The organism is Azospirillum sp. RU38E (genome assembly GCF_900188385.1).
GTDB lineage: Bacteria > Pseudomonadota > Alphaproteobacteria > Azospirillales > Azospirillaceae > Niveispirillum.
In genome coordinates this window covers 231,198-248,986 of the sequence record NZ_FZOI01000004.1, presented here as the reverse complement: position 1 = coordinate 248,986, position 17,789 = coordinate 231,198, and the positions used below count along the sequence as shown (strand labels likewise).

General features: G+C 65.1%; 16 protein-coding genes and 1 pseudogene. 12 read left to right on the top strand and 5 right to left on the bottom strand.

Annotated features, from left to right (window positions below; all coding sequences use genetic code 11):
- Positions 1-33: 33 nt before the first annotated feature.
- Together CHB97_RS10810 and CHB97_RS10805 are read right to left on the bottom strand one after the other, a co-directional pair.
- On the bottom strand, positions 34-1,062 hold the full coding sequence (locus CHB97_RS10810; protein ID WP_089287973.1) for a low specificity L-threonine aldolase: 1,029 nt from the start codon (positions 1,060-1,062) through the stop codon (positions 34-36).
- Positions 1,063-1,151: 89 nt separating this feature from the next.
- Positions 1,152-1,553 carry a hypothetical protein gene (locus CHB97_RS10805; protein ID WP_089287972.1) on the bottom strand — a complete coding sequence of 134 codons (402 nt, stop codon included), beginning with the start codon at positions 1,551-1,553 and terminating at the stop codon, positions 1,152-1,154.
- Here CHB97_RS10805 and CHB97_RS10800 point away from each other — a divergent pair.
- Positions 1,544-2,635, top strand: a complete 1,092-nt coding sequence (locus CHB97_RS10800; protein WP_244559495.1) for an RluA family pseudouridine synthase — start codon at positions 1,544-1,546, stop codon at positions 2,633-2,635. The two genes, CHB97_RS10805 and CHB97_RS10800, sit on opposite strands and share 10 nt — an antisense overlap.
- 136 nt (positions 2,636-2,771) lie before the next feature.
- Positions 2,772-3,653, top strand: a complete 882-nt coding sequence (gene rpoH / locus CHB97_RS10795) for an RNA polymerase sigma factor RpoH (protein WP_089288117.1) — start codon at positions 2,772-2,774, stop codon at positions 3,651-3,653.
- On the opposite strand, the gene CHB97_RS10790 is transcribed toward rpoH, so the two are convergent.
- Positions 3,654-4,532 (bottom strand): GyrI-like domain-containing protein, encoded by an 879-nt coding sequence (locus CHB97_RS10790; protein WP_089287971.1) that lies wholly within the window; start codon positions 4,530-4,532, stop codon positions 3,654-3,656.
- Between the two features lie 132 nt (positions 4,533-4,664).
- On the opposite strand from CHB97_RS10790, the gene CHB97_RS10785 reads away from it, so the two are divergent.
- From CHB97_RS10785 to CHB97_RS10735, 10 genes and pseudogenes are all read left to right on the top strand, one after another.
- The gene (locus tag CHB97_RS10785; protein ID WP_089287970.1) at positions 4,665-5,459 is read left to right on the top strand and encodes a 5'-methylthioadenosine/adenosylhomocysteine nucleosidase; all 795 of its coding nucleotides are present in this window, start codon (positions 4,665-4,667) and stop codon (positions 5,457-5,459) included.
- A 74-nt stretch (positions 5,460-5,533) separates the two neighbouring features.
- On the top strand, positions 5,534-6,091 hold the full coding sequence (locus CHB97_RS10780) for a hypothetical protein (RefSeq protein ID WP_089287969.1): 558 nt from the start codon (positions 5,534-5,536) through the stop codon (positions 6,089-6,091).
- Between the two features lie 330 nt (positions 6,092-6,421).
- Complete coding sequence (locus CHB97_RS10775) at positions 6,422-6,904, top strand: Dps family protein (RefSeq protein ID WP_089287968.1); 483 nt, start codon at positions 6,422-6,424, stop codon at positions 6,902-6,904.
- A gap of 23 nt (positions 6,905-6,927) precedes the next feature.
- Positions 6,928-8,001: pseudogene (locus CHB97_RS10770) on the top strand (YdiY family protein).
- Positions 8,002-8,056: 55 nt separating this feature from the next.
- Complete coding sequence (locus CHB97_RS10760) at positions 8,057-8,521, top strand: hypothetical protein (protein WP_089287965.1); 465 nt, start codon at positions 8,057-8,059, stop codon at positions 8,519-8,521.
- A gap of 118 nt (positions 8,522-8,639) precedes the next feature.
- The gene (locus CHB97_RS10755) at positions 8,640-9,569 is read left to right on the top strand and encodes a class I fructose-bisphosphate aldolase (RefSeq protein WP_089287964.1); all 930 of its coding nucleotides are present in this window, start codon (positions 8,640-8,642) and stop codon (positions 9,567-9,569) included.
- Between the two features lie 192 nt (positions 9,570-9,761).
- Positions 9,762-10,388 (top strand): thiamine phosphate synthase, encoded by a 627-nt coding sequence (gene thiE, locus CHB97_RS10750; protein WP_089287963.1) that lies wholly within the window; start codon positions 9,762-9,764, stop codon positions 10,386-10,388.
- A gap of 123 nt (positions 10,389-10,511) precedes the next feature.
- Entirely contained in the window at positions 10,512-13,175 is a 2,664-nt protein-coding gene (gene alaS / locus CHB97_RS10745; protein WP_089287962.1) for an alanine--tRNA ligase, read from the top strand.
- 113 nt (positions 13,176-13,288) lie between these two features.
- Positions 13,289-13,489, top strand: coding sequence for a DUF5397 family protein (locus tag CHB97_RS10740; RefSeq protein WP_089287961.1), 201 nt, complete (start codon positions 13,289-13,291; stop codon positions 13,487-13,489).
- 79 nt (positions 13,490-13,568) lie between these two features.
- Positions 13,569-14,414 (top strand): MoxR family ATPase, encoded by an 846-nt coding sequence (locus tag CHB97_RS10735; protein ID WP_089287960.1) that lies wholly within the window; start codon positions 13,569-13,571, stop codon positions 14,412-14,414.
- Between the two features lie 17 nt (positions 14,415-14,431).
- Here the strand turns inward: CHB97_RS10735 and CHB97_RS10730 are convergent, their stop codons facing one another.
- Complete coding sequence (locus CHB97_RS10730) at positions 14,432-15,295, bottom strand: transglutaminase family protein (RefSeq protein WP_089287959.1); 864 nt, start codon at positions 15,293-15,295, stop codon at positions 14,432-14,434.
- A 22-nt stretch (positions 15,296-15,317) separates the two neighbouring features.
- Positions 15,318-17,762 (bottom strand): circularly permuted type 2 ATP-grasp protein, encoded by a 2,445-nt coding sequence (locus CHB97_RS10725; RefSeq protein WP_089287958.1) that lies wholly within the window; start codon positions 17,760-17,762, stop codon positions 15,318-15,320.
- Positions 17,763-17,789 lie beyond the last annotated feature (27 nt).

Genomic DNA, 17,789 nt, shown 5'->3' with positions numbered 1-17,789 from the left:
CGGGTTCGGGCAAGCCCTTTTTTCACCTTCCCGTCATTTTTCTGCTGCCGCCGCCGCCAGCGCCAGGAAATGTTCCACATCGGCGGCCGGCGTGTTCCAGGCCGTCACCAGCCGTACCACCTGCCCATCCCAGCGATAGAAGCCGGCGCCATGGGTCTGCAGATGCGTGATCATCGCTTCCGGCAGGGCGGCGAAAATCTCGTTAGCCTCTACCGGGTGGGCCAGGGTGACGCCGGGCAGGGCGGCCAGCCCCTGGGCCAGCCGGGCGGCCATGGCATTGGCATGGGCGGCCAGCCGCAGCCATAGCCCGTCCGCCAGATAGGCATCCAACTGCGCGGACAGGAACCGCATCTTGGAGAACAGGTGGGCCGAACGCTTGCGGCGATAGGCGAAATCCGCCGCCTTGGCGGGATCGAAGAAGATCACCGCCTCTGCGCCCAAGGCCCCGTTCTTGGTGGCACCGAAGGAGAGCGCATCCACGCCCGCCCGCCACGTCACCTCCGCCGGATCGCAGCCCAGATGGGCGACGGCATTGGCAAAGCGGGCGCCATCCATATGAACCGATAATCCATGGCGGTGGGCAATCTCGGCCAATGCTGCCACCTCGTCAGGGCAATAGACGGTGCCGGCCTCCGTCGCCTGAGTCAGCGACAGGGCGGCCGGCTGCACGGCATGGACAAAGCCCTTCGGTGCCCGGTCCAGGGCGGCGGCCAGGGTGTCGGGTGACAGTTTGCCATGCGGGCCGGGCAGGGGCACCAGCTTGGCCCCGCCGCTGAACATTTCCGGCGCGCCGCATTCATCGGCCTGGATATGTGCTTCGGCATGGCAATAGATGGCACCCCAGGCCGGGGTGAACTGGGCCAGGGCCAGGGCATTGGCGGCCGTGCCAGTCGCCACCGGAAATACCGCCACCGCCCGCCCGAACAGATCGGCAAAGCGCTGTTCCAGCCGCTTGGTAATCGCATCGGCACCATAGGAAGGGGCGGTGCCACCATTGGCTTGCAGCAGGGCGGCCATGATTTCCGGCGCGGCACCCGCCACATTATCCGACATGAAATTCATTTAACGTTTGATCCAGCGGAAAGTGGGGTTGCCTGTGACATGAATCACGGCAACAGGCGTCGGTCGGCCCGCATTTTGTCACAAGAGGATCAAGGGCCGGCCGGCGTGGTGGTGACCAGCAGATGGGATGTCCCATCGCGCGGATCAACCAGCAGAACCTGCACCCGCCCATCGGGCTGGCGCACCTGCAGGGCGATCCGCCCGCCGACACTGGCCAGACCCGGCAACAGCTCTGCCCCGGCGGGCAGGGCCAGCGGGGTGGCGGTCAGCGGCCCAATGGCCACCGGTTCGCCGGCGTTGGTCGGCGGGGCGGCGGGGTTGGGGTTCGGGCTGGTGGCGTCCGGCGCTGTCTGTTTGGTGCCGAACCGTTCGCTGAATTTACGCGGATGGTCGGGGTCGGTCGAACGCTTGTAGACTTCGTAGCCAAGGAATGCGAAGCCCGCAGCAATGATCAGGGCCCCGAGGATGAGGAGAAGTTTCAGTGTCCGCACGTACCGCACTTCCTGCGTTGGAGACAGCCGGCCTTGGGGCCGGGCTGGACTTTGACGATCTGGATGACGACCTGGTCGATGGTGGCGCCGATGACGCCGCCGAAGCGGGCAATGCTGGCTTCCATCAGGTGCTGATCGACCCGTCGCGTGAGGGCGACCGGTTGGATCGGGCATTGGCAGAGGCATTGGCCGGGGCCGGCCTGTCGCGGTCACGGCTGGCCGCGCTGATCGCGCAGGGCCATGTCGCCACGGGCGGCGAAACCATACTGGACGCGTCCCGCAGGGTCAAACAGGGCCAGCACTATGATGTCACCGTGCCGGCCTCCGCCCCGGCACTGCCGCAGCCGCAGGATATCCCGCTGTCGGTCATCTATGAGGATGCGCATCTGCTGGTGATCGACAAGCCGGCCGGCATGGTGGTGCATCCCGCCGCTGGCAACCATGATGGCACGCTGGTCAATGCCCTGCTGCACCATTGCGGGGCCGACCTGTCGGGCATTGGCGGGGTGCGCCGGCCCGGCATCGTCCACCGGCTGGACAAGGATACCAGCGGCCTGATCGTGGTGGCCAAGAATGACAAGGCGCATCAGGGCCTGTCGGCCCAGTTCGCCGACCGGTCGCTGTCGCGCACCTATCAGGCGGTCGTCTGGGCTGTGCCCAATCCGCGCGCAGGCGAGATCAGTGGCAATATCGGCCGCCACCCCAGCGACCGTAAACGCATGGCGGTGCTGGAACGCGGCGGCAAGCCGGCCGTTACCCGTTATAGTGTTTTGCGCCCGCTGGGTCTGGCCGCTTCCCTGGTGGAATGCAAGCTGCTGACCGGGCGTACCCACCAGATTCGCGTTCACATGACCCATATCGGCCATCCGCTGGTGGGCGATCAGGTCTATGGCCGCATCCGCCCCGGCCGCACGCGCGGCGTGTCGGACGGGCAGAAACAGGCGCTGAATGGTTTTCCGCGTCAGGCCCTGCACGCAGCGGCCATTGAGTTCATCCATCCGGCCACGGGGGAGAAGCGGCGCTTCGAAACTGTGTTACCGGATGATTTCAGGGGCTTAATCCAGTCGCTGGAGACGCTATAATGGCGGCGTTGCGCAACAGAGGCCGGGCCACCATGGCCGGTATCCGTTGCGTATCGCCGCATTCTGCAATGCTGGCCGCCGCCGGTGCCTTGTCAGGGCCGGACGGGGGCAACAAGCCCATGAAGGGGGAATGACCATGCCGAGCGTACCTGCCATCCCGGTTGTCAGCTCTGAAAGCAACCTGTCCCGCTATTTGACCGAAATCCGGCAGTTTCCGATGCTGCAGCCGGAAGAGGAATATATGCTGGCCAAGAGCTGGCGGGAGCATGAGGACACCAAGGCCGCCCACCGGCTGGTCACCAGCCATCTGCGCCTGGTTGCCAAGATCGCCATGGGCTATCGCGGGTACGGGCTGCCGGTGTCGGAACTGATTTCCGAGGGCAATGTCGGCATGATGCAGGCGGTCAAGCGGTTCGATCCCGAACGGGGCTTCCGGCTGGCCACCTATGCCATGTGGTGGATCAGGGCCGCCATTCAGGAATATATTCTGCATAGCTGGTCGCTGGTGAAAATGGGCACCACGGCGGCGCAGAAGAAGCTGTTCTTCAACCTGCGCAAGCTGAAGGGGCAGATGCAGGCCATCGACGAGGGCGATCTGGCCCCCGAAACGGTGACCAAGATCGCCCAGACGCTGGATGTGCCGGAAGAAGATGTGGTGTCGATGAACCGCCGGCTGGCCGCCGCCGACCATTCGCTGAACGCGCCGCTGCGCGTGGATGGCGAGGGGGAATGGCAGGATTGGCTGGTGGATGAAACGGACAGCCAGGAAATCCGCCTGGGTGAACAGCAGGAACTGGGCAAGCGTCAGGCGCTGCTGGCCAATGCCATGAAATCGCTGAACGAACGCGAACGGCATATCCTGGCTGAACGCCGCCTGCGGGATGAGCCGACGACCCTTGAAGACCTGTCCGCCCAATATGGCATCAGCCGCGAACGCGTGCGCCAGATTGAGGTGCGGGCGTTCGAAAAGCTGCAAAAGGCCATCAAGTCGGCGGCGGTGGAACAGCGGCTGGCGTGATCAGGCCGCCGCCGTCAGCGGTAGGAACAGGTCGGTGACGGCCTGATCCTCCGCCACATCGGGAAAGAAACGAAGCCGCTGGGCAAAGAGCGGGAAGCCGCGCGCCTCCCGCCCGCTGGCGGGTAGCCATTGCCTGTAAAGGAAGCGCGCCGCGGCGCGCAGATCATCACCCGCCCCCACCTGCCGCAGCACGGCGCAGGGACCGCCCTGGATGATGCCCTCCGCCACGCCCCCCGCATTGGGGGCCAGCGGGCCGGTGATGGCGGCGCAGATATCCAGCCGATAAGCGTCTGGGGCCACGCTGTCGGGATCATCGTGGAAGATATTGAAGGTGGCGCTGATGGCGGGCGGCAGCCGGTTCGCCTGCCGCCAGGCAATGAAGCGGCGGATGCTGTCGCCGATCAGCGCCGGATCACCTTGATGGCGCAGGAACGCCACCCGTGTTGCCGGAAAATCGACCAGACGGACCTGATAGGCTGTGAAGGGTTGCGTCATGGGGGCACTCTCCTCTTTCATCATGGCCAGCGCGCGGCGCCAGCCGGCCCAATCTGGCGCGGTGCGGAAGGCGCTGGGCGACTGACCCAGGGTCTGGCGGAACAGGCGGCTGAAGGATTCCGGGCTGGCATAGCCGCACTCCAGCGCCACCTGGGTGATGGAAAGACCAGGACGGAAGGCCAGCCAGTGCGCTGCCCGTTTCAACCGCACGCGCTGCACATAGCGGTTCAGCGTCATGCCAGCATGGGCGGCGAACTGGCGGTGAAAATGGAAGGGTGAGAAGGCGGCAATGCCGGCCAGGGTGGTGAGGCTGAGATCGCCATCCAGATGCTGATGAATATGGCGGATCACCCGCGCCATCCGTCTGCTGTAACCTGCCGCCATCCCGACATCCCCGCCCTTCCTTGATGGGGGGATCATAGGGCAGGGCAGGGGCCGGTGCCTGACCGATCTTGCCTTTCTTCTCCCCACCACCGCATTCTGCCGACACCTTCCCCCCATCGGAGCGCCTGAACCATGACCACCCACGCCCGCCCCATCGGCCTGATCTGCGCCGTGCCGGAGGAGATCAGCCATTTCGGGGCGCATCTGCAGGTGACGGCGGTAACGGAACTGGCGGGGTTCCGGTTTCTGGCCGGTGACATGGATGGCGTGCCGGTGGTGCTGGTGGAGGCTGGCATCGGCAAGGTGAATGCCGCCATTGTCGGCACCCTGCTGGCGCAGCATTTTGCCGTGCGGGCGCTGGTTTTCTCCGGCGTGGCCGGCGGGCTGGACCCGGATCTGGGCATTGGCGATGTGGTGATCGCCCGCACTTTGATCCAGCATGATTATGGCGCCTTTTGCGACGGACGGCTGACACCCTATCAACCGGGCGTGCCGCCGCTGCCGGGTCTGGAAGGGCCGGTTGGGTATCACCTGCCGGCCGGGCTGGAAGGGCGCATCGCGGCGGTCCTGGCCGGGCTGGAACTGCCCGCCATGCCGGCGACGGCCACCGGCGGGCAGGCACGGCAGCCGGCGACCCGGTTCGGCACCGTGCTGACCGGCGATTATTTCCTGAATTGTGCCGCCACCCGCGCCGACCTGCATGACCGTTTTCAGGCCCAGGCGGTGGAGATGGAAGGGGCAGCCCTGGCCCAACTGGCGGAGCGGTTTGGCCTGCCGCTGGTGGTGGTGCGGGCCCTGTCCGATCTGGCTGGTGGCGACAGCCATGTGGATTTCCCCAGCTTCGCCCGCGCGGCGGCAGGCGGGGCTGCCCTGATCGTCCGGCGGCTGATCGCGCTGTTTGCAGAAAAATCGGCGACGCGCGATTAAGCAGCGACAGGTTGTTTTGCATGGCTTCGTAAAAGGGGTGGCTCTGTTCCAAACCCTGTTCCGAAGGAACGATCATGAGCATCTCCAGCCTGTCCAGCGGTAGCACCTCTGCGCTGTCCCATTCCTCGCGTCCGCCCGCGCCCCCTAAATTCAAAGACGTGGATACCGACCAGTCAGGTGCCCTCTCGCTGGAGGAGTTTTCCGCCAGTGCGCCCAAGGGGGCCAACAATGTTGAAAATATCTTCAACGGTATGGACAGCGACAGCGATGGCTCGCTCACCCAGGCCGAGATGGAAACAGCCTTTCAGGGCATGGCCTCTTCAACACGGGGTGCCCTGTTGGGCGCGCAAGAATCGGGCGGGGGCGATGGCGCCCAGGCGATGATGGGTCCACCCCCGCCGGGTGGCCCCCCGCCGGGTGGCCCACCCCCCGCCGCCAGCGGTGACAGCAATGAGAAAGATGCATCATCCAGCGATAATCTGGCCAGCATACTGAACAGCAGTACCAGCCAGGATGATGAGGATTCCGGCATTTCCGCGTTGATTGCCAAATTGCAAGAGGCTGTATCGTCCTACACAAACAACAACAGCGGCAAGAATGGTTCATCCAGTGCCGCGAGCACGCTGGCCTGATCTGGATGGGTCCATCTGAGAAGTCAGCCCCGCGATTCCGCCATCTGCCCTTGATTTTGCTTTTGGGACCCTGACAGGTTCCGATGAGGCACCGGCGCCGGTTCCGCATGCCTTATCCGGCGTCGTTGCGCGGGTTTGCCCATAACCCGCTGCACCTTGAGGGGGTGGCCGCTTAACGCCCCTGCGATCAACGCGGCCACCCCTGCCTTTTGTACATTCATGCCCTTGCGGCAATTTCCCGCCCCTGGCATCCGCTTTTGTCGTTCTGCTTGTGCGCTTTACACCCTATCTTAAGGGGTGTGTCTCCCAACCCTTTGAGGATGAAGCGCCATGGCCAAGAAGGCCCCCAGCATCAATATCGGTATTTCCGACAAGAACCGGGAAAAGATCGCCGAAGGCCTGTCCGCCCTGCTGGCCGACAGCTACACGCTGTATCTGAAGACGCATAATTTCCATTGGAACGTCACCGGCCCGATGTTCAATACGCTGCACACCATGTTCATGGCGCAGTATACGGAACTGCACACGGCGGTGGACGAGATTGCGGAACGAATCCGCGCCCTGGGCTTCCCGGCCCCCGGCAGCTACACCCAATATGCCAAGCTGACCAGCATTGCGGAGGAAACCGGCGTGCCCAAGGCGGAAGAAATGATCCGCCAATTGGTCGATGGGCATGAGACGGTGGCCCGCACCGGCCGCGCCCTGTTCCCCACCGTGGAGGAAGCCGGCGATGAGCCGACGGCCGACCTGTTGACCCAGCGCCTGCAGATCCATGAAAAGACCGCCTGGATGCTGCGCTCCTTGCTGGAATAGGATGATCTGGGAAAGCGGCCGCAATGCCGGCCGCTTCCCGCCTATTGCCTTATGCAGGGTTGATTCGGTCGATCCCTGCCGTCAGTTTCCGATGCTCCCCGCCCTTGCCGGGCCCGCAAACCGGAGCATCGACCCTTCCTATGCTGATTTCTGCGCCGTCGACCCGCACGCCGCGTGCCGCCGCCGTGCTGGCATTTTGCCTGCTGCTTTCCCCCGTGGCCGCTGCCGCTGAACCCGCCCCCGCCTTGCCGGCCGGGGTGGAGGCGATGATCCGCCAGGCCGCCGCCGATGGCGATGCCGCCACCCTGGACAAGACCATCAGCCTGGCGTTGGCCGCCTTCCCGGATCAGGCGGAGCCGATCACCGCGCTGGGCGACAGCCTGCGCCAGCAGCGCCAAACCCAGGCGCTGGCGGCGAAGAAAGCCAATGGTCGCCATATCCTGTCCGGTTGGACCGGTACGGGGGAACTGGGTGCCTCGCTTTCCACCGGCAACAGCGATGACAAGGCCCTGGCCGTCGGTCTGGCCCTGACCAAGGAAACCATGGATTGGCGTCACCGGCTGATTGCCGCCGCCGATTATCAGCGCAGCGAGGGGCGCACCAACAAGCAGCGCTACAGCGCTGGTTACGAGCCGAATTATTTCATCAATGAAGCCCTTTATGCCGCCGGCCAATTCGGCTGGGAACGCGACATGTTTGCCGGCTACCGCCACCGTTTCACCGAAACCGTCGGTTTGGGTTATGTGCTGATCGACAATGGCACCACCAAGCTGGAGGTGGAAGGCGGCCCCGGTGCGCGCCACACGCTCTATGCCGCCAGCGACACCGATCCGGCCTTCACCGAACATGAATTCGTTTTCCGCGCCGCCAGCGCCTTCAGCTAACGGTTCAGCGATGATGCCAGTTTCAGCCAGACGGCCAAGACGCTGATCGGGGCGGAAAACCGCACGCTGGAGGCGACCAGCGCCCTGACCACCCGGATCAATGCGTTGTTCTCCGCCAAGATCAGCTTCACGGTCAGGAATGAGAGCGATCCGCCCGATGACCGCAAGGCCACCGATACGGTCAGCCGCGCCACGCTGGTTTATTCCTTCTGACGGGGCAGGGGGGTATGATCCCGCACCTGTCATCACCCTGTCTCTGAAAGCGCCCATGTCTGCCACGCCCTCCGGCTTCGCCGCCCTTCCCCCCTGGCCCTGTGTACGGATTGATGGGGCGGCGGCGGGACAATTGGTGTTGGAGCTGGCGGCCGGCCGGCCGGTGATTCTCACCTCTTCCCCCGGTATTGCCGGGCTGGCGGGGGCCGGCTGGTGGGCCGCCCTGGGGGAGGGGTTGCAACAGGCGGCCCGTGGCGCCCCGTTCCTGCTGTTGCTGGATGCGGCGGACCAGACGGGGCAGGTGTTGGCCGCCCTGCGGGCCGGGGTGCCGGCCATCGCCTTTGCGCCGCCGCCCAGCTTGCCCGATGATGGAATCGGCCGGCTGCTGGGGCTGGCGGCGGCACATGGGGCCACGCTGTACCAGCGCCCGGCCTGTACCATTGAGCCGTGTTGGATACGCAACCGTGATGCATCGCTTCGGCAATGGCTGAGCCAACAGCTTGATATAAAAGGGATGTAGTGCTTTTGCCTTCACTACCTGACGGCCCTGCCGCGTTGCAATGCGGGGTCGGTTGGGCTATCAAACCGGCACTCTTTTTGGTCGTTCCGACCCACGAACCACGGCAGGAAACCCAACAATGAAGCTCACGCGCCGCGTCAAAGAAATCCTTTCCTGGTATGAGAGCGATAATCCCGGCACCAAGGCCAATCTCGCCCGCATCCTGATGGAAGGCCGGCTGGGCGGTACTGGCAAACTGGTGATCCTGCCGGTGGATCAGGGCTTTGAACATGGCCCGGCCCGCAGCTTCGCCATGAACCCGGCAGCTTACGACCCGCACTATCACTACCAGCTGGCCATTGATGCCGGGCTGTCGGCCTATGCCGCCCCGCTGGGCCCGCTGGAAGCCGGTGCCGCGACCTTCGCCGGCTCCATCCCGCTGATCTTGAAGATGAACAGCGCCAACAGCCTGTCTACCTTCAAGGAAAATGCCGATCAGGCCGTGACCGCCAGCGTGGATGATGCCCTGCGCATCGGTGCGTCGGCCATCGGCTTCACCATCTATCCGGGCTCCGATTCCCAGTTTAACCAGTTCGAGGAAATCCGCGAACTGTCGCGCGAAGCCAAGTCCAAGGGTATCGCCACGGTGATCTGGTCCTATCCGCGCGGTGGTGCCATCTCCAAGAAGGGCGAACTGGCCCTGGATGTGGACGCCTACGCGGCCCATATGGCCGCCCTGCTCGGCGCCCATATCATCAAGGTCAAGCTGCCGACGGCGGACCTGGAGCAGGAAGAAGCCCGCAAGATCTATGAAAAGCACAATGTGCCGCGCGAAACCCTGGCGGAACGCGTGAAGCACATCATGCAGGCCAGCTTCAATGGTCGCCGCATCGTTGTCTTCTCCGGCGGTGCCGCCAAGGGTGAGGATGCGGTGTATGAAGATGCCCGCGCCATCCGTGATGGTGGCGGCAACGGCTCCATCATCGGCCGCAACGCCTTCCAGCGTAGCCGTGAAGATGCGTTGGCCCTGCTGGACAAGCTGGTGAAAATCTACCAGGGCAAGGAATAAAAGTTACGCTTGTTCCCTCAGGCGCCGGGCGCCGCCATCCGGCGGCTTGGCTCACGCCCGCACGTGCGGGCGCCGCGCCGGTCGGCGCGGATAGCAAGGGTCAACAGGTTTGACCCTTGCTATAGAGTACCAGCTTCGGGCCCGGTGCGGCGAACCGCACCGGGCCTTTGCTTTTATCGTCCAGAGAAGACCATGACCGACTGCCGCCTCTACCTGATCACCCCGCCGACGCTGGACCTGAATAGTTTCAAGCCCTTGCTGGCCGCCACGCTGGATGCCGGCGATGTGGCCTGTGTGCAGTTGCGGCTGAAGGATGTGGCGGATGATGTGGTGAAGCGCGCCATCGACGCGCTGCGCCCCATCGTGCAGGAACGCGAGGTCGCCTTCATCCTGAACGACCGGCCCGATCTGGCGGCGGCGGGTGGCTGCGACGGGGTGCATGTGGGGCAGGAAGATACGCCCTATGCCCAGGCCCGCAAGATCATGGGCCGCGACGCCATTGTCGGCGTCACCTGCCATGACAGCCGGCATCTGGCGATGGTGGCCGGTGAAGATGGGGCCGATTATGTCGCCTTCGGCGCCTTTTTCGAGACGTCCACCAAGGAGCCCAAGGCGCGGGCCGAACCGGAAATCCTCTCCTGGTGGCAGGAGATGATGGAAATCCCCTGTGTCGCCATTGGCGGCATCAATGTGGAGAATTGCCGCGTGCTGGTGGAAGCCGGGGCCGATTTCCTGGCCGTCAGTGGTGGGGTGTGGAACCACCCCAATGGTCCTGCGGCCGCCGTGCAGGCGTTCAATCAGGTGATTGCCGGCGTATGAAGGGGCCACGGGGGCGCGCGCTGCAAGCCGCCCCCGACCGATCCGGGCATGGACAGGCCCGGCATGGCGCGGTAAAACCCAAGCCCCGCATTGTCGCGACCATGCTTGAGCCAGGCCGTTTCCATGTCCAAGAAGACCGTCAACGAAATCCGCTCCACCTTCCTTGATTATTTCGGGAAGAATGGCCATGCCGTGGTCGACAGCTCCCCGCTTGTACCGCGCAACGACCCGACATTGATGTTTACCAATGCCGGCATGGTGCAGTTCAAGAACGTCTTCACCGGGCAGGAAGCGCGCCCCTATAGCCGCGCCACCACCTCGCAGAAATGCGTGCGCGCCGGCGGCAAGCATAATGACCTGGAAAATGTGGGCTATACCGCCCGCCATCACACCTTCTTTGAAATGCTGGGGAATTTCTCCTTCGGCGATTATTTCAAGGCCGATGCCATTGAGCTGGCCTGGAACCTGATCACCAAGGAATTCGGCATTTCGAAGGAGAAGCTGACCGTCACCGTCTATCACACCGATGATGAGGCGTTCGGCCTGTGGAAGAAGATCGCCGGCTTCTCGGACGACAAGATCATCCGCATCCCCACGTCCGATAATTTCTGGATGATGGGCGATACCGGCCCCTGCGGCCCGTGCTCGGAAATCTTCTATGATCACGGTGCCCATATTCCCGGCGGCCCGCCGGGTTCCCCGGATGAAGATGGCGACCGGTTCATCGAAATCTGGAACCTCGTCTTCATGCAGTATGAGCAGCTGCCCGGCGGCGAGCGTGTCGCCCTGCCGAAGCCCAGCATCGATACCGGCATGGGCATGGAACGCCTGTCCGCCGTGTTGCAGGGCGTGCATGATAATTACGATATCGACCTGTTCAAGGGCCTGCTGGAAGCCTCTGCCGAGGCGACGGGTGCCAGCCTGAAGGGGCCGCAGGCCACCTCGCACCGGGTGATCGCCGATCACCTGCGCTCCTGCTCCTTCCTGATTGCTGATGGCGTGATGCCGTCCAATGAAGGGCGCGGCTATGTGCTGCGCCGCATCATGCGCCGCGCCATGCGCCATGCCCATATGCTGGGGGCCAAGGAACCGGTGATGCACCGTCTGGTGCCGGCCCTGGTGCGCGAAATGGGCGGCCATTATGCCGAACTGGTGCGCGCCCAGGCGCTGATCACCGAAACGCTGCGGCTGGAAGAAACCCGCTTCAAGCAGACGCTGGAACGCGGCTTGAAGCTGCTGGACGAGGCAGAGGGCAATCTGGCCGACGGCCAGGCCCTGCCGGGCAATGTCGCCTTCACGCTGTACGATACCTATGGCTTCCCGCTGGACCTGACGCAGGATGTGCTGCGCGGGCGCAAGCGCGGCGTGGATGTGGATGGCTTCAACGCCGCCATGGATGAACAGCGCAAGAAGGCCCGCGCCTCTTGGGCTGGTTCCGGTGAGGCTGCGACCGACCGCGTCTGGTTTGAGGTGAAGGACGAGCTGGGGGCGACCGAGTTCCTGGGCTATGACACCGAAACGGCTGAGGGCACCGTCACTGCCATCCTGGACAAGGAAGGCAAGCGGCTGGACAAGGCCGAGGCGGGCCAAGAAGTGCTGGTTGTCACCAACCAGACCCCGTTCTATGGCGAATCCGGCGGTCAGGTCGGTGATGCCGGGTTGATGATCTCCGCCAAAGGCGCGGAAGTCACTGTCCGGGATGTGCAGAAGAAGCTGGGTGCCGTGTTCGCCCATGTCGCCAGCGTGACCAAGGGTACGCTGGCGGTCGGCGATGCGGTGGAACTGAAGGTGGATGGTGCCCGCCGTGGGGCGATCCGCGCCAACCATTCCGCCACCCACCTGCTGCATGAGGCGCTGCGCCGCCGCATGGGTGAGCATGTGACCCAGAAGGGTTCGCTGGTTTCTGCCGACCGCCTGCGCTTCGACATTTCCCAGCCGACGCCGCTGTCGGCTGCCGACATTGCCGAAGTGGAAGCCCAGGTGAATGAGCGTATCCGGGGCAATAGCGAGGTGACGACCCGCCTGATGACCCCGGATGCCGCCATTGAGATCGGCGCCATGGCCCTGTTCGGGGAAAAATATGGCGAAGAGGTCCGCGTTGTCTCCATGGGTGGCGTGGATGCCCATGGCAACAAGGAATTCTCCGTGGAACTGTGCGGCGGCACCCATGTCCGCCGCACGGGCGATATCGGCCTGTTCAAGGTTGTGTCGGAAGGTGCCGTGGCCGCTGGCATCCGCCGGGTGGAAGCACTGACCGGTGCCGGCGCGCTGGCCTATCTGGAACAGCAGGAGGGCCGCCTGCTGGAAGCAGCCCAGGCGCTGAAGGTGCCGGCGGGCGAAGTGGTGGCCAAGGTCACGGCCCTGGTGGATGAACGCCGCAAGCTGGAAAAGGAACTGGCCGAGCTGCGCCGCCAGGTCGCGCTGGGCGGTGGTGGTGGCGGTGCCGCATCGGAAGTGAAACAGATCAACGGTCTGGGCTTCATTGGCCGCGTGGTTGCCGACCTGCCGGCCAAGGATTTGAAGCCGTTCGCCGATGAGCTGAAGAAGCAGGTCGGCACCGGCGTTGTCGTCGCCATCGCCGTGGCCGATGGCAAGGCATCGGTGGTGGTTGGCGTGACTGAGGATGCGGTTGCCAAGGTCAGTGCGGTTGATCTGGTCCGCGTCGCCGCAGGGGCGATGGGCGGCAAGGGCGGCGGCGGCCGCCCCGACATGGCCCAGGCCGGCGGCCCCGATGGGGACAAGGCGGCGGATGCGATCGCGGCAGTGGAAGCGGCCCTAGCGGGTTGAGGTTTAAAGGCTGTGGCCGTGATGCGGTCACAGCCTTTTTTACAGCCGTTTTCTCGCCAGACCGGTTTATGCGATACTCACTACCTTGGCCTTTGATCCTGGGAGTGGCGGATATGGAGGGGCATCTTCCTATTGCCGCGAGTTTGGTGGGCACATGGCGGCGCTTCGGCCCGGTCGGTCCTGTTTATGAAATCCTGGACGCCGGCCAGGATTTGCCTGATGGCGACCGGATGATGCGGATCCGCGTGATTGAAAGCGGGGAGGAGGTGGATTACCGCCTTTCCGCTATTCTTGACGATCCACGGGACCGTTGATGTTCGCCATCCGGGCCTTCAAGGTCGAACATTGGTCCGATTTCACCCAGCTTGTAAAAACGCCATAGGGATTGGCTGCATGACCCGTTTCCAAGGCACCCAGGATTACGTCGCCACCGATGATCTGCGGGTGGCGGTCAATGCCGCCATCACCCTGCAACGGCCCCTGCTGGTGAAGGGCGAGCCGGGGACGGGCAAGACCGTGCTGGCGCAGGAGGTGGCCAAGGCCCTGGGGCGGCCGCTGCAATCCTGGCACGTCAAATCCACCACCAAGGCCCAGCAGGGGCTTTATGAATATGATGCCGTCAGCCGCCTGCGCGACAGCCAGTTGGGCGATGCGCGCGTGCATGACATTGCCAATTATATCCGCAAAGGCCCGCTCTGGACCGCGTTTGAGGCGGAAAATCCGCCGGTGCTGCTGATTGATGAGATCGACAAGGCGGATATCGAGTTCCCCAACGATCTGTTGCAGGAACTCGACCGGATGGAATTCTTCGTTTACGAGACGGGGCAGACCATCAAGGCCATCCAGCGCCCCGTCGTCATCATCACCTCGAACAATGAAAAGGAACTGCCGGACGCCTTCCTGCGCCGCTGTTTCTTCCATTACATCCGCTTCCCCGATGCCGAGACCATGGCCCGCATCGTGGAGGTGCATTATCCGGGCTTGAAGGCCGATCTGCTGCGCGACGCGCTGACCCTGTTCTATGAGGTGCGCGAGGTGCCGGGCCTGAAAAAGAAGCCCAGCACGTCGGAACTGCTGGACTGGATCCGGCTGCTGCTGGTGGAGGATGTGTCGCCCGAGGTGCTGCGCCAGCGCGACCCGAAAAAGCTGATCCCGCCGCTGCACGGGGCGCTGCTGAAGAACGAACAGGATGTCCACCTGTTCGAACGGCTGGCCTTCATGGCGCGACGGGGGCAGTAAGGGACAGGGGGGCCGCGTTACAGCGGCTCCACATCCACCGCCACCAGCACCCCATGGCTGCCGCCGCCCAGGATGACACCGCGGAGCGGGCTGACATCATCATAATCCCGGCCCCAGGCCAGAGTGACATGATCGGTATCGGCCTGCCGGCCATTGGTCGGGTCCAGGTCGATCCAGCCGGTGCCTTCGCCGCACCAGACCTGGACCCAGGCGTGACTTGCATCGGCCCCGCGCAACCGTTCCTGGCCCGGCGGGGGCAGGGTGCGCAGATAGCCGGAGACATAGCGCGCCGGCAGCCCCAGGGCGCGCAGGGCAGCGATCATCAGATGGGCGAAATCCTGGCAGACGCCGCGCTGCTTGGTCAGCACCTCGGCAATCGGGGTGCTGACGGTGGTGGCGGTGGGATCGAAGCTGAACTCGCTGAAAATATGCCGCATCAGCGCCATCGCCCCTGCTGCCGCCGGCTGGCCGGGGGGGAAGAAGGGGGTGACGAAGGCGGTGATGGCGGCATCGGGCGGGGGGACGCGCGGACTGGCCTGCACAAACTCCACCGTTTCCGCCCGCTCCAGCGCCTGTAAGGCCACCTGTTCCCAACAGGCACTCTGCGCCGGGTTCAGCGGCGGCGGGGGCAGCACCTGCATTTCCATTTCCACCGTTACCGTCAATTCCCGGTGCGGGGTCTGGATGCTGGCATAGGTCGTCGGATTGCCGAACCAATCCAGCCGGTCCACCAGGGAGGCGGGCCAGGGCAGGATGGTCATGTCCGTCACCCGCCCGGTCTGGCGCGGATGGGGACGCGGGGCCAGATGCGCCAGCAAATGCGAGCTGGTCACCATCTCCCCATAGGAATAGCGGGTGACATGGCGGCAGCGGTAGCGCATGGCGCCCGCCGGCCGCTCCCCCTCAAGTGGTGCGGGCGAAAACATGGCTGAAATAGGCCTGGCTGAGCAGGTTGGAGATTTCCGGCAGAATGCGGCCCAGCCGCTCCGTCAGATCGAAAAGCGCCCCGGCATCGCGGGCCGGCTGCGGGTCGCGCACCAGTTGCGTGGCGGTGGAAAGCAGAGAGAGCGCCAGGTGGGTGGGGCTCACATTGCTGCCATCGCCCTCCACCCCGGGCAGCTTGGCCAATTGCCGCTCCACCGTCTGGATCTGGAAGGCCAGCGAACGCGGATGTTCCAGATCGGCCAGCAGCAGCGACAGCACCGCTTCCCGCCGGATGCCGATTGGGTGGCGTTCCCGATAGGCGGCATGGGCGGCCCCCAGTTCCAGCAGAACCGACAGGGCGGCCCCGATATCCACCGTGCCGGCGGCCACCCCGCTGCCCTGCAGGGCGCCGACAATTCCGATGGCGCGTTCCAGCCGCCGCCCCAGCACCAGGAAGCGCCAGGCCGGGCCGCGCGACATGCCATCCAGTTCCAGCCCCACCAGGGCGGCCAGCAGGGGCGCGATTTCGTCCAGCCGCAGCTGCACTGCTGCCGGGTCGCTGCGCAGGGGCGCGCTGGCCCGCTGGTCCAGCACCACCAGCAGCCGGCTGACATCGGCCGGCAACCGGTCACGTACGCACAGGACGGAGCGACGCAACCGGTCCATATGCGCCCGTAAGCCCCCCGGATTGGCAGGATCGGCAATGATTTCCAGCGATTGCCGCATGGCCCGCACCGCATCGGCGGCCGGTGAGGCGGCGATGACCGGCGGGATCATGCCGACCCAGCCCATCAGCCGCAGCAGCGGCACCAGTTCTTCATCCGCGCCCGGATGGGCATCGTCGGACAGGCGGCGGGCGGCGGCGCGCAGGATGCGCACGGCGCTGTCGGCCCGCTCCGCATAACGTCCGACCCAGAACAGATGGTCGGCGGCGCGGCTGGGCAGATCGCCGCCATGCGGGCCGGTATCGCCGGCACCATCCGGGGCGGCAGCGCGGCTGCGGCGCGGCTGTGTCGCCAGCCCGCTGCCCACCACCCAGACATCCTTGGCCCCGGCGCCCTGCTGCAGCGACACGGTCGGGTACCGATCATCGGCGCTGATCCGGGCCAGCCCGCCCGGCATCACCATCCAGTCACCATCCGGCGTGGCGCAGGCAAAGGCGCGCAGCACCAGCGGCCGCGCCTCCATCCGGCCATCACGCCAGACGGGGGCAGTGCTGGGGGCCACCGCCTCCTGCGCCACCCAATCCTGCGGTCGGCGGCGGAGGCGGTTGATCAGATCGGCGCGGGCCGCCGTATCCAGGCTGGCCGGATGAATGGGCGTGTGGCCCAGATTGGAAAAGGCCGGGCGGAAGACCAGCTGATCCAGCCGGCTGAACATGCTCGCCCGCTGTTGCAGATCACCCCCCCACAGGGTGGGCACATCGGCCAGCAAGGGCGCTTCCCCCAGCAGATAGTCGCTGAGCCGGCCCATCCAGGGCAGCAGGGCCACACTGTCCGTCACCCCGGCACCGACGGCATTGCAGACCGTCACGTTACCGGAACGAACCGCCTGCAGCAGCCCGGGCACGCCCAGCGCACTGTCGGGCCGCAATTCCAGCGGGTCGCAGAAATCATCATCCACCCGGCGCAGGATGACGTCGATCCGTTCCAGCCCGCCGAGGGTTTTCAGATAAACGCACTGGTCGCGGACCATGAGGTCCGCGCCTTCCACCAGTAGCAGGCCCAGATGGCGGGCCAGATAGGCATGTTCGAAATAGGCCTCGTTGAAGGGGCCAGGGGTCAGCAGCACCATGCGCGGGCTGCCATCCGGCCCCGAGGGGCGCGGGGCCAGACTGGCCAGGGTCTGGCGCAGCTGTTCGAAGAAGGGCGACAGGCGCTCAACATTGCAGTTGCGGAACGACTCCGCCAGCGTCTGGCTCAACACCACGCGGTTTTCCAGCGCATAGCCGGTGCCGGTGGGGTTTTGCGTGCGGCTGGCCAGCACCCGCCAGATGCCGCCGCTGTCGCGCACCAGATCGGCGGCAAACAGAGTCAGCCGGGCGGCAGGTTGAACCTGCAACCCATGGCAGGGCCGCAGGAAGCCCGGATCGCCCATCACCAGCCCCGGCGGCAGCACGCCATCCCGGATCAGGTTCTGGCTGCCATACAGGTCACAGAAAACCCGGTCCAACAGCCGGGCGCGCTGGCGCAGCCCGCTGGCGATCGCCTGCCATTCCGTGGCGGGCAGCAGCAGGGGGACGGGGTCCAGCGGCCAGGGCCGTTCCACCCCCTGCGGGTCGGCATACGCATGGTATGTCACACCGTTCTGGAACAGCAGCCGGCGGGCGGCGTCCCAGCTTTCTTCCATCGCGCCGGCTTCCGCCTCCCCGCTGGAAAAGAAGCCCTGCCAGTGCGGGCGCACGCGGCCTTTGCCTGTGACCATTTCGTCCCAGGCATCGGCAGGGCAGGG